9 protein-coding genes and 1 pseudogene are annotated in these 14619 nt (G+C 71.4%); 4 read left to right on the top strand and 6 right to left on the bottom strand.

Annotated features, from left to right (window positions below):
- Position 1 precedes the first annotated feature (1 nt).
- The 4 genes from ACFHWE_RS04910 to ACFHWE_RS04925 form a co-directional block, all read right to left on the bottom strand.
- Positions 2–1567: a hypothetical protein gene (locus ACFHWE_RS04910; RefSeq protein ID WP_416599395.1), complete on the bottom strand. Its 1566-nt coding sequence runs from the start codon at positions 1565–1567 to the stop codon at positions 2–4.
- A gap of 273 nt (positions 1568–1840) precedes the next feature.
- On the bottom strand, positions 1841–3631 hold the full coding sequence (gene murJ, locus ACFHWE_RS04915) for a murein biosynthesis integral membrane protein MurJ (protein WP_416599469.1): 1791 nt from the start codon (positions 3629–3631) through the stop codon (positions 1841–1843).
- Between the two features lie 196 nt (positions 3632–3827).
- Positions 3828–5645 (bottom strand): murein biosynthesis integral membrane protein MurJ, encoded by a 1818-nt coding sequence (gene murJ, locus ACFHWE_RS04920; protein WP_416599396.1) that lies wholly within the window; start codon positions 5643–5645, stop codon positions 3828–3830.
- Between the two features lie 6 nt (positions 5646–5651).
- Positions 5652–8123, bottom strand: coding sequence for a DUF6049 family protein (locus ACFHWE_RS04925; RefSeq protein WP_416599397.1), 2472 nt, complete (start codon positions 8121–8123; stop codon positions 5652–5654).
- Positions 8124–8356: 233 nt separating this feature from the next.
- On the opposite strand from ACFHWE_RS04925, the gene ACFHWE_RS04930 reads away from it, so the two are divergent.
- The 4 genes and pseudogenes from ACFHWE_RS04930 (at position 8357) to ACFHWE_RS04945 (ending at position 10683) form a co-directional block, all read left to right on the top strand.
- On the top strand, positions 8357–9847 hold the full coding sequence (locus ACFHWE_RS04930) for a CCA tRNA nucleotidyltransferase (RefSeq protein WP_416599398.1): 1491 nt from the start codon (positions 8357–8359) through the stop codon (positions 9845–9847).
- A gap of 159 nt (positions 9848–10006) precedes the next feature.
- Positions 10007–10114 (top strand): annotated as a pseudogene (locus tag ACFHWE_RS04935) (type II toxin-antitoxin system Phd/YefM family antitoxin); the annotation flags it as partial.
- A gap of 9 nt (positions 10115–10123) precedes the next feature.
- Positions 10124–10261: a hypothetical protein gene (locus tag ACFHWE_RS04940; RefSeq protein WP_416599477.1), complete on the top strand. Its 138-nt coding sequence runs from the start codon at positions 10124–10126 to the stop codon at positions 10259–10261.
- Positions 10258–10683 carry a type II toxin-antitoxin system VapC family toxin gene (locus ACFHWE_RS04945; protein ID WP_416599399.1) on the top strand — a complete coding sequence of 142 codons (426 nt, stop codon included), beginning with the start codon at positions 10258–10260 and terminating at the stop codon, positions 10681–10683. Before ACFHWE_RS04940 ends, ACFHWE_RS04945 begins: the two co-directional genes overlap by 4 nt.
- 15 nt (positions 10684–10698) lie before the next feature.
- Here the strand turns inward: ACFHWE_RS04945 and ACFHWE_RS04950 are convergent, their stop codons facing one another.
- Positions 10699–11997 (bottom strand): MFS transporter, encoded by a 1299-nt coding sequence (locus ACFHWE_RS04950; protein WP_416599400.1) that lies wholly within the window; start codon positions 11995–11997, stop codon positions 10699–10701.
- An 80-nt stretch (positions 11998–12077) separates the two neighbouring features.
- Positions 12078–13154, bottom strand: a complete 1077-nt coding sequence (locus tag ACFHWE_RS04955; RefSeq protein WP_416599401.1) for an inositol-3-phosphate synthase — start codon at positions 13152–13154, stop codon at positions 12078–12080.
- Between the last annotated feature and the right edge of the window lie 1465 nt (positions 13155–14619).

Raw genomic sequence — 14619 nt, forward strand, 5'->3', positions numbered from 1 at the left:
GCTATCCGGCGCCCAGAATCTCGATCTCGGTGAGTGCCGCGCGGTACTTGTCCCCGTCCATGGGGGGCTGGGTGAACCAGACGAGGACGTACCGGCCGGTGGCCCCGCCCTCGATCGTAACGGTGTTGCCCGGGCCGCTGGCGGTCGCCTCCGCGGCAACGGGCAGGGCGGCGTCCAGGCTCGCCTGGTCGGTGACGGAGGCCGGGTCGTCACCCACGCGGATCTGGACGGGGTAGTCGTTGGAGGGCGTGCTCAGGACCACTTCGCGGACCTCCTGGCTGGAGCCGAGGTCGACGATCAGGCCGACACCGGGCTTGCCGAGGTCCGCCAGGGGGTCGTCGTAGCCCTCGGAGTTCCATGGCTCGCCCGAGTCCTCGCCGTCGATGGCGCGCACGGCGTTGTCCCCGTGCTCGGATCCGTCCCCGAACGGGTCGAAGCCGTCGGCGCCCGCGGGCGTGAGCGCTTGCAGCTCTGGGCCGTCGGAGGCCTCGGGGCTCTGGTCGGCGTCTGGCTGTTCGCCGCCGCCGGGACGCATCTCGGTACCGATGATCCACGCGCCGACGACCACCACGAGGAAGACGGCCGCGGCGACCACACCGGTGACGATCTTCCTCACGGGGTCCTGCGACCGCTCGGGACGCGCCTGGGCCCGTGCCTGGGGGCGGCGCTCCGCGGCACGGGGGCCGGAGGCGGCCCTGGCGGAGCGGCGGGGGCCGGATTCGAGCTCACCGGTGCGCCGGGAGGTACCGGGTTCGGGCTCGGGGATGGCCTCGGTGGGGGTGGCGGGCAGCGGAATGAACCGCGGCACGTCGGCCATCGCGGCGGAGAACTCCGCGGGCGAGGCGATCGGTGGTCCGGGCACCAGTTGCCCGGCCAGGTAGGGCATCGCCGCGCGTGTGGTGATGGACGCCAGGGGTTCGGTGGCGTTGGGGGTGATCTGCTCGGGCTGGTAGGGGCCTCCGGGGCCCTCGGGGGCGGCGGGCAGTCCGTCGCGGGCGCCGCCCGGCCAGTACCCGGTGAGGGCGGCGTAGAGGAGGTTTCCCAGCCCCTGGGCGTCGGCGGCGGCGGGGTTGGCCGCCTGTGCGCCCACCAGTGCGGCGTCCACACCGATGCCGGTGACCTTGACCGCGCCGCCGCTGCTCCACATGAGTTTGCCGGGGCTCAGGCACAGGTGGTACAGGCCGCCGGCGTGGGCGGCGGCGATGGCCTCGGCGGCCTCGGCCACCAGGCCGGCCGCGCGTTCGGGTTCCAGGGGGCCCTGGGCGATGAGGTCGGCGAGGGAGGAGCCGATGACCCACTCCTCCACGACGTAGGGGAGGGGGGCGGTGTCGTCGGCGTCGAAGACCTGGGTGACGCGGGCGTCCGGGATCCGGCTGGTGGCCCGGGCGGCCCGGACGACCTCCGAGGCGCGGGGGAAGCCCGGCTGGAAGGTCCATACGCCGACGGGGCGCGCGAGTGTCTCGTCGGTGGCCTTCCAACGGGTGGCCCCGCTGGTCTCGCTCACCACGTGGTCGAGACGGTAGCGGTCGGCCAGCTTCGCCCCGGGTTCGATCATGTAGGTGCTCATGATGGGAGTGACGGGAGCCAGTGCCGAGGGTTCACGTCCGTGTCCCCTCCGCCGCGGCGGGTGCGGCGGATCGCGGGGGAGAGGTGCCGTGAGGGGGTGTCGGCCCTGTGTGCTGTCCCCAGCCTCCCTTCGGGCAGCTCGGATGAGAGTTCAATGGAGCAGTGCCTGTCCATGCTAGGACGCTTGAACAGCAACTTTGGAGGAGATGAGGTCACTGTTCACTTTCTCTTCCATACAGGTGATCGTCGGCTCAAGGTCGTCCGTTCGCGGTGATCAGCGGCGTCGCAGTCGAGTGGTGATCATATCGAGCATAGATGTGACTTCTGTCACATTAAGGATTCTTGATGTGAGGACGAACAGTACGCCACCGCCCACACCCCCGGCCGCCACCGAGGCGAGGGTCGGCCACACGTCACCGGGGAACCCGGAGAAGGCGTGGACCATCGCCCACCCGAACAGCGCCGAGGGCAGAGAGGCCAGGAACAGCCTGGACAGGGCCCGTGCCGTGCGGCGCCCGTCCAGGCCGTTGAGACGCCGGTGCAGCAGCCACCACATGATGACCGAGCCGACGATGTAGTAGAGGCCGTAGGGCACCGGCAGCCACACCACGACGTCCTGCGGCGGCAGCAGGAACAGCAGGGCCACCGCCGTCACCGCGTGGACGAGTTCCGAGGGGATCGCCACCAGGGCAGGGGTGCGGGTGTCGCCCAGGGCGTAGAACACGCGCATCTGGAGTTGGAACAGCGTGAAGGGGACCAGCATCACCACGAACACCATGAGGATGCGCCCGATGGCCTGCGCGTCGGCGGTGCTCGTACTGCCCTGCGCGTAGATCATCACGCAGAAAGGGACGGCGAAGACGAACATCGCCACCGAGATGGGGACGATCAGCACCGACGACAGCCTGAAGCCCCGGGAGAAGTCCGACCGCACCTGATCCTTGCGCCCTGCCGCCACGTGCGCGCTCATGCGGGGCAGCAGCGCCGTGATCACCGACACGGCGATGATCGCGTACGGCAGTTGGAACAGCATCGACGCGAACTTGTAGGCGGCGATGCCCGAGCCCGTCTCGAAGCCGAGCCCGGCCGCCGCCGCGCCCGCCCGGGTGGCCACGTTGGTGGAGACCAGGGCGCCGGCCTGGGCCACGACGATGTAGAGCATCATCCACGTGGCTGCGCCGGCGGCCTCGCCCAGCCCCGCGCCCCGCAGGTCCAGGCGCGGACGCCAGCGGAAGCCCGCGGCGGCCAGCGCCCAGAGCAGTACCACGGCCTGCACGACCTGTCCCAGGGCGGTGCCCAGCCCCAGGAGCATGAGCATCCCCGGTTCGGCGAGCAGGCCCTCGGGGGTGGGGTCGGCGACGGTGAGGGACAGGAACCACCCGCAGACCGCGATGATGACGAGGTTGTTGAGCACCGGGGCCCACATCGGGGCGCCGAACCGGTTGCGGGCGTTGAGCATGGCGCTCGCGATCCCGCTCGCCCCGATGAAGAAGATCTGGAGCACCAGGTAGCGGGCGAGGATGACCGACACCTCGAACTGGGCGCCCTCGAACCCTCCCGCGTAGATCCGGATGAACCACTCGGCGAGCAGGACCGACAGGACCGTGATCGCCAGGAGGGCGGCCAGCATGAGGGTGAACAGGCGCTGCTCGGTCCGCTCGCCGCCGTCGGCGTCCCGCTTGCGCCGCTTCACCAGGAAGGGCACGAACACACTGGACAGCAGTCCGCCGATGAGCAGGTCGTAGACCATGTACGGGACCATGCCCGCGGTCTGGTAGGCGTCGCCCAGCAACTGGGTGCCGATGGCCGCGGCGATGAGGACCGTGCGGACGAACCCCGTCGCGCGGGAGACCACCGTGCCCAGCGCCATGACGGCGCTGGACCTGGCGATGTTGCCCGGCGCGGTGTGGGAGGTGCCGCCGATCTCGTCGCCGTCCTCCAGGCCCGCGCGGTCGGCGGTTCCCGCGTCGCCGATGTCGCTGGGGTCCCGGACCGTCGTCAGCCCGGTCTCGGGGACGGTGTCCGGTTCGGAGCGCTCCAGGCGGTCGAGCACGTCGTCTGGCATGACCAGCGTGTGCCGGGTCCGCCTGTCCCTCGGTGCGGAGCCGGGGGGCCGTTCTCTCTCGTCCTCGTCATGGGTGGACACGGTCGGGCCGTCCTTGTCTCGGGGGGCGGGGCATCCTTCGAACGCGGTGCCGCACCGCAGCGGGTCGGTTCGGGCGCCCACGGGTTCGGCGGTCGTCCGTCGGGGGCGGTGGCGGTTACCGGCGCAGTCGGCCGCGGACGAGCTCCACCGCCGCGGTCAGCTCCGGAACGCGCAGCAGCTTGGCCGTCACCAGGTACAGCAGCACGCCCAGGAGGCACCCGGCGGCCGGAGCGCCGATGTAGGTGAGCAGGCCCGGACCGACGTGGGCGTCGAAGAGCCAGAGCACCCCGAACCCGGCCGCGACGCTGGGGACGACGGCCGCGTGCAGGCGAAGCAGCGTGCCGAGGGCGTGCTTGCCGTCGAGTCCGCCCAGGCGGCGGCTGAGCACGTTCCCGGCGATGGTCAGGCCGGACAGGAAGGAGACCATGAAGCCGGCGGCCACGCCGACGACCACCTTCTCCGGCGGCAGCAGCAGGTAGGAGACGGCGGCCAGCACTCCGTGCACGGCCAGGTTGGCGATGGCGATCAGTGCCACGGTGCGGGTGTCGCCCAGCGCGAAGAAGACCCGCAGCATGAGCTGGAAGACGGTGAAGGGCACCAGGCCCAGCGCCATGACCGCGAGGATCTGGCCGATGTTGGCGGCGTCGGGCTCCGAGATCGAGCCGCGTGCGAAGGCCAGGATGGCCAGCGGTTCGGCGAACAGCGCGACCGCGAACGCCGTCGGCACCAGGATGAAGGCGGAGACCCGCAGCGTGCGGGAGAACCCGGCGCGCACCGCCGCCCAGTTCCGGTCCTCGGCGTCCGCGCTCATCCGGGGCAGCAGGACGGTGATCAGCGAGACCGCGATGATGGCGTACGGCAGTTGGAAGAGCTGGTAGGAGAGGTTGTAGGCGGTGATACCGGCACCGACGTCGTGCCCGGCCTCCAGGGCGGCGACGTTGGCGGCGTTGGCGATGTTGGTGGTGATCCACAGCCCGGCCTGGGTGAGGAGCGTGTAGAGCATCATCCAGCCCGCGGTGCGCACCGCCTCGCCCAGCCCGCTGCCGCGCAGGTCCATGCGGGGGCGCCACCGGTAGCCGGAGCGGCGCAGCGCCACGAACAGCACCAGGGCCTGGAGCGCCATGCCCGCGGCGGTGCCCGCGCCCAGCAGCGTCAGGTAGGCGTGGTCCACGGGCGGTTCCTGCCCCGGGCCGGCCGTCCACAGGAACATCCCGGCCACCGCCATGATGACCAGGTTGTTGAGCACGGGAGCCCACACCGGCGCGCCGAACCGGTTGCGGGTGTTGAGCATGGCGCTGAGCAGCCCGCTCATGCCGATGAAGAAGATCTGGACCAGCAGGTACCGGGCGAGGAAGACCGAGTCGTCGAACTGCGCGTCGGTGAACCGGGAGCCGTACATCCAGATGAGGAGTTCGGCCGCCGCGACCGCGACCACGGTCAGTAGGCCCAGCGCCAGCAGGGTTGTGGTGAAGAGCCGGTCCTCGGTGGCCTTGCCGCCGTCGGCGTCGCGTTTGCGGCGCTTGACCAGGAACGGCACGATGACGCTCGCCATCAGGCCGCCGATGAGCAGGTCGTTGAGGATGAACGGGATCGTGTGCGCCGTGTGGTAGGCGTCACCGAGCAGGTGGGTGCCGATCGCCGCGCCCAGGACGATGGTTCGCGCGAACCCCGTCAGGCGGGAGGCCATGGTGCCCACGGCCATGACCATGCTCGACCGCATCATTCCGCTGCCGGAACCCTCGCCCGGGTCGGAGGGGCCGCCGGAGCCGTGGCCCGGCCCGCCGTCGTCGGAGCCGCCGTCGTCAGGCACCGGCGGCCCCTCCTCGAACACCGCGGCGGCACCGCCGTCCGGCGCGCTCTCCGCGGAGCCCTGCGGGTTCTGGGAAGCACGGCGGCGGTGGCGTCCGCGGCCGTGAGGGGAGTCGGTGACCACCGTGGATCAGGATTCCTTTCGTCGGGGCCCCGGAGCGGTCTCCCCCTCCGGGCCCTCGTCCGTGTCGGGCGTGGAGTCCGCCTCCGGCGACGTCTCCTCGGTCGTGTCGGGTCCGGCCGTCCCGGGGGCGTCCCCGGAGGCGGCCGGACCGTCGTCCCGTGCACGCTTGGCCCGGTCGCGCGACCACTTGCGCAGTGCGCGGGGGGCGAGCGCGACGACCAGGATCAGCGCGCCCACGGCGCTGATGGCCAGGGCCTGGGTGCCCAGCCCCGTGGCGTTGACCGGGATCACCGTGTCCTGTGTGGTGATCGGCTCGCCCGCGGCGTTCTGGAGGCTGGCGTGCAGTTCCGTGCGGCCGTTGATCCGGGCGGAGAGCGGTACGTAGACCGTGGTCTTGGCCCCGGGGGCGATCTCGAAGTCCTGCGTGTACTCGCCGACGCTCAGTCGTTCGGAGTTCTCTGAGTACAGCGACAGGTGGATGTGGACCGCCTCGTCCTCCAGGTCGTTGGCGACGAGGATGCCGGTGGTGCCCGTGCTGCTGGCCAGCGTGACCGGTTCTCCGGAGATGATGCGCACGTCGTCGATGTCGCTCTCCACAGCGTCGGAGAGCAGCGACCTGGTCACCCCCGCGAGGGTCTCCCGGTCGCGCCAGTGCACCGACTCCAGGCGCAGGATCGCCGGGCGGAACGGGTCGCTGCCGCCGACGAGGACGCTGTTGAACAGGCGCACGTCGCGGATGACGTCGCTCACCTGGCTCAGGTAGGTGGAGGTGAGCTCCTCGGAGTAGGCGCCCTCCGGGTAGGTGAGGGCCTGCCGGGTGGTCTCGCGCTCCTCGGCGGGGGCCGGTTCGACGGAGTCGAGCGGCTCCGCCTCCAGCCAGGGCAGGGACAGGGTGGCCGACAGCACCCCTTCGGCCATGTCGGTGCCGGGGTCCCAGTCGGCGCCGGGGTAGGCGACGACGACGCGCTCCTGGGCGGCGTTCTCCCCGGCGATCATCGCGGTCTCGGCCGCGAAGCGCTGGAGGGCGAGCGCGGCCTCCCCCGGTTCGCGCGAGGGCATGGCCAGCACCTCGGCCAGCCCCGCGTCGGCGACCAGGGCGTAGGGCTCCTCCTCGGGGCCGCCCTCGACCGGGTCCAGCGGCGCCTGCGCGGTGGGCGTGGACGACAGCCAGGAGGCGGTGGGCTTGGCCGACTCCGACAGCAGGAACCGGTGGGCCCCGCTCGTGGCGAGGAACTCGTACACGTCCTGGTCCATGAGGCCGTCCGCCGGGAGCGCGAACGAGCCGTCCGCCGTCTTGTCCAGCGCGCGCGGGACCGCCTCCCGCCCGACCGCGACCGAGGCGCGGGCGCTGCCGCCCATGTCGTTGCGCAGCAGGGCGGCCAGGTCGGGGGAGGCGTAGGGGGTGGCCACCACCGTGTCGGAGGCCAGCGCCTCCCGTGCCTCGCGCAGCCACACCTGGGCGGCCGTGTCGGGGGGCGACCCCTCCCGCCCGGGGTCGGCGCCCTCCGAGAGCGCGAGGGGGTCGCTCAGTACGTCGTGGCTTGCGCTCGCCAGGCGCACGATGTCGTCGAGCGTGGCGGGGTCGACCGCCCAGGTGACCGGGACCTTCTCGGGTTCGGCCGATTCCTCCCCCCCGGCGTCCGCCTCCCCGGTGTCCTCGGCCCCGCCGTCGGCGGCGTCGGCCTCCGTGCCCTCCGGCCCGGTCCCCTCGGGGGAGGGCGTGGACTCCGCGGGCTGCGCGGTGGCGGTGTCGGAGGCCTCGCCGGGTTCCTCGTCGAGGCCGAGGAGCTCCACCAGGTCTTCGTCGCCGGGGTCGAAGGAGAGCGGTGACTGCGCCCCCGCCGCGAGCAGGCGGCCGAGCCGCCCGTCTGCGGCCACGGACGCGGACAGGTCGCCGGTGAGGAAGGTGTCGTCGTCGGCGCGGTGGGGCCCGTCCATGAGCGGCCACACCCACGCGATGTCCACGGAGGGGACGTCCTCGCCGCCGCCCGCGTAGGGCAGGAAGGTGTACTGGGCGCCCAGCCTGTCCCCGTCCCCGTCCACGGCCTCGACCACCAGCGGGTACACGCCGAAGCCGGACAGGCCCAGGTCCTCGACGGGGACGCTGATCTCGTACCCCTCCGAGGCGTCCGGCGCGAGGACCTCGGCCACCGGTTCCTCTGGTCCGGGTGCGTCGGGCTGCCAGCCGGTGCCGGCGGCGAAGTCGGAGAGCTCGTCGCGGTTGCGGAACGAGTGCCGCGAGTAGCGCATGCGGACGGTGACGTCGTCGGCGCTCTCCGGCGTGGTGTTGGTCACCGTTCCGGAGATCTCCAGCGTGCTGCCCTCGTCGAGCGCGTCCGGGGTGAGCCGCTCGACGACGAGCGGCTCGACGGAGCCGCCCTCTGCGGGGTCCGCGGCCACGGGTGGGAGCGTGGCCGGTATCGGCAGCAGCCCTGCGGTCATGGCCATGACCGCGGCCGCGGAGGCAAATCGACGCAACGCTTGACCGGTCTCCTGGTTCGGGTCCGGGTGGCCACCGGAGGAGCGGGGGCGGATGGGGCCAGGGCGCCCGCACGGCGCACACGACGGAACGGGTGGACGCGAGATGGGCTGTACGTCCCACGACTCCACTCGAAGATACCTTCTCCACCGGTTCACGCGGTGTGCCGACGGACCCCGCTGAGTACGCGGTACGGCGGTGCGCCCGTGAAAGATCGCCTAACCTGCGTGGTGTGCCGAACACAGAGTTTCCGAGTGAGAACACCACCGCAGAACGCCCGCAGCACGTTCCGCGGGACCCGCTGACCGGGGTGCAACGGGCGGCGGTCACCGCGCTGGTCGACTCCGCCCAGCCCGTCTCGGGCCAGCTCGGTGACCTCTTCTCCTCCCACGACCAGCAACTCGCCCTCGTGGGCGGGCCGGTCCGCGACGCGCTCCTGGGCCGGGAGTCCGCCGACATCGACCTGACCACCGACGCCGTGCCGCAGCGGGTCCTGGAGATCGTCGACGGCTGGGCCGACTCGGTGTGGACGGTGGGCATCGACTTCGGCACCGTGGGCTTGCGCAAGCGGGGCCTGCAACTGGAGGTCACCACCTACCGCAGTGAGTCCTACTCGCCCAAGTCCCGCAAGCCCGAGGTCGCCTACGGCACCGATATCGAGGACGACCTGCTGCGCCGGGACTTCACCGTCAACGCGATGGCCGTACGGCTGCCACAGGTGGAGTTCATCGACCCGTTCGGCGGGCTGGCCGACCTCAAGGCCAAGGTGCTGCGGACCCCCGGCCGCCCCGAGGACTCCTTCGACGACGATCCGCTGCGCATCATGCGCGCCGTCCGCTTCGCCGCGCAGTTGGGCTTCGCGCTGGCACCCGAGGTGGCCGAGGCGGCCCGGAACATGGCGGACCGGCTCGCCATCGTCTCCGCCGAGCGGATCAGGGACGAGCTCACCAAGCTCATGCTCAGCCCGAACCCGCGCCGCGGCATCGAGCTGATGGTCGAGCTGGGGATCGCCGGCCACGTCCTGCCGGAGGTTCCCAGGATGCAGTTGGAGATCGACGAGCACCACCGGCACAAGGATGTCTACGAGCACTCCCTCACCGTCCTTGACCAGGCCATCGACCTGGAGCGCGAGCGCGGGCACGGGCCCGACCTGGTGCTGCGGCTGGCCGCCCTGCTGCACGACATCGGCAAGCCCAAGACGCGGGCCTTCGAGTCCGGGAACCGGGTGACCTTCCACCACCACGAGGTGGTGGGGGCGTCCATGACGCGCAAGCGCCTGGCCGCGCTGCGGTTCCCCAAGGACGTGGTCTCCGACGTGGCCACGCTCGTCTCCCTGCACCTGCGCTTCCACGGCTACGGCAAGGGCGAGTGGACCGACTCCGCCGTGCGCCGGTACGCGCGTGACGCCGGGGACCTGCTGGAGTGGCTGCACATTCTCACCCGCGCCGACTGCACCACCCGCAACCGCCGCAAGGCGGCGGCCCTGGCGCGCTCCTACGACGACATCGAGCGCCGGATCGCCGAGCTCGCCGAGCAGGAGGAGCTCGACCGCATCCGCCCGGACCTGGACGGCAACGAGATCCAGGAGGTCCTGGGGGTCAAGCCGGGGCCCGTCGTCGGCAAGGCCTACCGCTTCCTGCTGGAACTGCGCCTGGAGAACGGCCCGATGTCCAAGGAGGAGGCGACCAGCGCCCTGCGCGCGTGGGCCGCCGAACACCTGTGAGCCCGGCCGTCTCGGTACCGTTCGCCGTCGTCTGGGACATCTTCGGCGGGGCACGCCTCCGAGGATCGCGGGGATCCCGTGTGCCCCGACTCAGGTTTCCAACCCTGGAAAGTGGCTATATTTGATGGAGAAAAAGTAGCCACTTTGGAGGGTGGAGTCATGAGGCTCGGAATCAAGGAACTGCGTGACGGACTGAGCCGATACCTCGGAGATGTGCGAGGGGGGCGGACCATCACGGTCACAGACCACGGGAAGCCCATCGCGAAGATCGTGCCGGTGGGTGAACACAGCACACTGGACCAGCTCATCCTGGAAGGTCAGGTCAAACCCGCTCGGAGGGCCAAGCGCAGTGCCCCGGCGCGGATCAAGGCAGAGGGCACGGTGAGTGACCTGGTGGAGGAGCAGCGTAGGTGATCTGTTACTTCGACACGTCGGCGCTCGTCCCCCTCCTGGTCGACGAACCGGGATCTGCCAAGTGCGAGCGTCTGTGGGAAGCGGCGGATTCCGTCGTCGCCTCCCGTGTCCTCTACGCGGAAGCCGCAGCGGCGCTCGCGCAGGCCGAGCGAATGCGCAGGATCACCGCTTCCCAGTACACCGATGCGAAAGCGATACTCGCCGACATATGGCATCAGGTCAACGTTTTGGACGTCGACCAGGCACTGGTCGAACGTGCGGCTGATCTTGCCCGCGAACGCGGTCTGCCCGGATACGACGCGATTCACTGTGCTTCCGCTGAACGCATCAAGAGCGGTGATCTCGTGGTGGCCTGTGGGGACAGGCGGCTCCTCAACGCCTGCGAGGCGCTGGGGCTGGCCACCGGAGACACCTCTGTCTGAGCTGCCCCGGGCCGGTCAGGCGGCGCGCTCCGGGGTCTCCTCGGGGGAGGCCGTCCACCGCGCGCGGGCCGCCCACGCCAGGGACATCAGCAGGAAGGCCGCCGCCGCCCCCGCCACCACCGGGACGCTCACGCCCGACGGCGGCACCAGGGCCGCGGCGAGCGCGGCACCCAGCACGAACGTGGCGTTGAACAGCATGTCGTAGACGGAGAACACCCGGCCCCGGAAGGCGTCGTCGACGTGGCGCTGCACCAGGGTGTCGACGGTGACCTTCACCCCCTGGGAGACCAGGCCCAGGACGAACGCGGCCACCGGGAACAGCACGGGCGAGAACGGCGGTCCGCACACCGCCAGCACCATCGCCGCGGTGCCCAGCAGCAGGGAGATCCACGCGCTCGGGCTCATGCGGGCCGTCGCCCACGGGGTGGCCACCGCGCCCAGGAAGAAGCCGACTCCGGACAGCCCCGTCACCACGGAGAAGCCCGCGAACCCGGCGACGCCGCCCCCGGTGAACGTGTTGTTGTACAGCAGCAGCGTCATCAGGGTGACCAGGCCGAACAGGACGCGGTGCCCACCGATGGTGAGGAGCCCGTCCCGGGCGGCGGGCCGGGCCCGGATGTGGCGCACACCCGCGACCATGCCACGCAGCACGCCGCCCACGGCCTCCCGGACCGCCTCGGGTTCGCGCTCCAGGTGCGGTCCCAGCTCCCGGCGGCCCAGGGTGAGCGACACCCCGGCCGCACCGGCGAAGCCCAGCGCCGCGACGAACAGGATCAGCCCCGTCCCCAGGGCCGCGTCGCCGCCGACCAGGCCGATCGCCGCCCCCGTCCCCGCACCGAGGAAGCTCGCGACCGTCCCGCTCGTGGGGGTGACCGCGTTGGCCATCATCAGCTTGTCCCGGGGCACCACGTAGGGCAGGGCCGCGGAGAGCGCGGACAGGAAGAAGCGGTTGACACTCATCACCAGCAGCGCGGCAACGAAGAACGAGGTCCCCGCGCCGCTGCCCACCAGCACGGCCGTCAGCACCCCGAGGGCCGCCTTGGCCAGGGAGGACAGCAGCAGGACCTGGCGCCGCGGCCAGCGGTCGATCAGAACGCCGGCGAAGGGCGCCACGACGGAGAAGGGCAGCAGCAGGACGGCGAACGCCGCCGCGACCGCCCCCGCGCTCGTGTGCTGCTCGGGGCTGAAGAAGACGAAGCCCGCCAGTCCGGCCTGGTAGACCCCGTCGGAGAACTGCGAGGCCAGACGGGTACCGAACAGTCGGCGGAACCTCGGTCCCCGGAGGACCACGCGCAGATCACCGAAGAAGGACACAACGCCAGAGTAGGCCCGGCGCCCGCCCGCGCGGACCGGGGGACGCCCGGGGGCGAGGCCCCCGGGCGCGGACGCCGCCGTTACTCGGCGTCGCCCGCGATGAAGCGCTCCACCTGGTCGTGTGCCTCGCTGTCGCTGTACTGGACGGGCGGGGACTTCATGAAGTAGGAGGAGGGCTCCAGGATCGGGCCGCCGATCCCGCGGTCCTTGGCGATCTTCGCGGCGCGCACCGCGTCGATGATGATGCCCGCGGAGTTGGGGGAGTCCCACACCTCCAGCTTGTACTCCAGGTTGAGCGGCACGTCGCCGAACGCGCGGCCCTCCAGGCGGATGTAGGCCCACTTGCGGTCGTCGAGCCACGGCACGTGGTCGGACGGGCCGATGTGGACGGAGCCCGCCTTCAGCTCGTGGGGGATCTGGGAGGTGACGGACTGCGTCTTGGAGACCTTCTTGGACTCCAGGCGCTCGCGCTCCAACATGTTCTTGAAGTCCATGTTGCCGCCGAAGTTGAGCTGGTAGGTCCGGTCGACGATGACGCCGCGGTCCTCGAACAGCTTGGACAGGACGCGGTGGGTGATGGTGGCTCCGATCTGCGACTTGATGTCGTCGCCGACGATCGGCACACCCGCGTCGGTGAACTTCTGTGCCCACTCGGGGTCGGAGGCGATGAACACCGGTAGCGCGTTGACGAAGGCCACACCCGCGTCGATCGCGCACTGGGCGTAGAACTTGTCGGCCTCCTCCGAGCCCACCGGCAGGTAGGACACCAGGACGTCGGCCTTGCTGGCCTTGAGTGCCGCGACCACGTCCACGGCGTCCTCGGGGGACTCCTGGACCATCTCGCGGTAGTACTTGCCCAGACCGTCGTAGGTCGGCCCGCGCAGGACGGACACGCCGGTCAACGGGACATCGCAGATCTTGACGGTGTTGTTCTCGCTCGCCGTGATGGCGTCGGCCAGGTCGTGCCCGACCTTCTTCGCGTCCACGTCGAAGGCCGCGACGAACTCGATGTCGCGCACGTGGTACGGGCCGAACCGGACGTGCATGAGGCCGGGCACCCGGGACTCCGGGTCGGCGTCCTTGTAGTAGTGCACGCCCTGAACGAGTGAGGCGGCGCAGTTGCCGACGCCCACGACGGCTACACGTACCGAACCCATTGGTCCTTGCTCCTTCTTCTCCGCGAACATGGATCCCACAGCGCACGACGGCGGGACCTCCCCGGCCGCGGCCCGGGCACCTCGCCCCGCGTTCGTTATCCGTATGTGGTCAGCAGCACACGCGGCGGTTCTGTTCCCGACCGCAGCTCACAGTCCCGGGGGGAACATGCCTGTCTGGCTGGTTTATCAACCAATGACTCTATCCCCGCACTTCAGCGGAACGGCATGTCGCCGGTCGGGAGGCGGGTCGGGGGAGCGGGCGGCGGCGGGAACCGCCCCCGCGCGCGCGGCCGGAGTAAATTTCGTGGGAGTACACAGAGCCCAATGTCACAGGGTTCTCGAACTGGGGCGATACCGGATTCCCTTGTGCCGCTGGAGGAGCCGGACGCGTGCCCGGCTCGTGTGCGGAAAGCTCTGATCTGCCCCTTCGGTGTGTTCCACATGCGGTGTGTCCATGTGTTCGGTCACACGCGTTACCCTCACTCGTGGGTTGTGCTATACGGTTCCCGCGCTCTACCGTGACCTGTGATTTGCGTGAGCGGTCGGTGGAACCCCCGAAAGGCCGCCCTGCCACGGTGGTGACCGCGCCACGGTGGGGCAGGGGCGTCGGGCCGCGCTCCCGCAGGCCAACGATCAGGAGGAAGTAGCGGCCAACGTCTTCGCGACCCGGTGAAAACCGGCGCCCGGTTTCGGGCGTCTTGTCTACAAGCCTTCAACGAACAGGTGTATCGGTCCGGTCGGTCCCCTCCGTCCTCCAGCCGGTCACCGCGGACGGGTCGCGGATCACCGATCCCCCAGGGGGAGCAACCCCCGTTTCCACCACGGAATCGTCAGGCCGACCGGCCGTGAGAGGCAATCGAGGACCACGTGAGTACCGAACGACGACGGAATGCCGGCGGCGGCCGTCGCAGGGCCCAGGGCCCGGGCGACGGTTCCCGCGGCGGTGGACGACGCAGGGCGGACGGCCCCCCTCCGGGCCAGCGTCGGCGTCCCCCGGAGAGCGAGGGCGGTTTCTTCGGCGGTCCCCCGGAGGAGTTCCGCAGGCGGCCCCGGCCCCAGGACGACCGCGACCCCCTGCGCCCCGAGGGCGGCAGGCGGGCCGAGGGTCCGCCCCCGGGTCAGCGCCGGCGCCCGGAGGACGGGGGTCGGCCGCGTCGCCGTCCCGAGGACGCTCCGCGCCGTCGTCCCGACGACATGCAGCGCCGACGCCCGGAGAGCGCCGCCGCGGCGGGCGGCCGCCGCCGCGCCGACGGCCCCCGGGCGTCCCGTGACCCCCGCGACCCGTACGGGCGTGATCCCCGCGACCCCAGAGACCCCCGCGACCCGTACGGGCGGGGTCCGCGCGACCCCAGAGACCCCAGGGGGCGCGGCCCCCGTGACCCCCGCGACCGGGAGCACGCCGCGCGGGTCGAGGGCCGCCGCGGCCCCGGACGCGGTGCGGGCGGCGGCGGTGGCGACGGGTACG

The organism is Nocardiopsis sp. LOL_012, assembly GCF_048060475.1.
GTDB lineage: Bacteria > Actinomycetota > Actinomycetes > Streptosporangiales > Streptosporangiaceae > Nocardiopsis.

Excerpts from the sequence above, each read along its gene's own strand:
- murJ (WP_416599469.1), bottom strand. The coding sequence starts at position 3,631 with ATGCCAGACGACGTGCTCGACCGCCTGGAGCGCTCCGAACCGGACACC.
- ACFHWE_RS04910 (WP_416599395.1), bottom strand. The coding sequence starts at position 1,567 with ATGAGCACCTACATGATCGAACCCGGGGCGAAGCTGGCCGACCGCTAC.
- ACFHWE_RS04955 (WP_416599401.1), bottom strand. The coding sequence starts at position 13,154 with ATGGGTTCGGTACGTGTAGCCGTCGTGGGCGTCGGCAACTGCGCCGCC.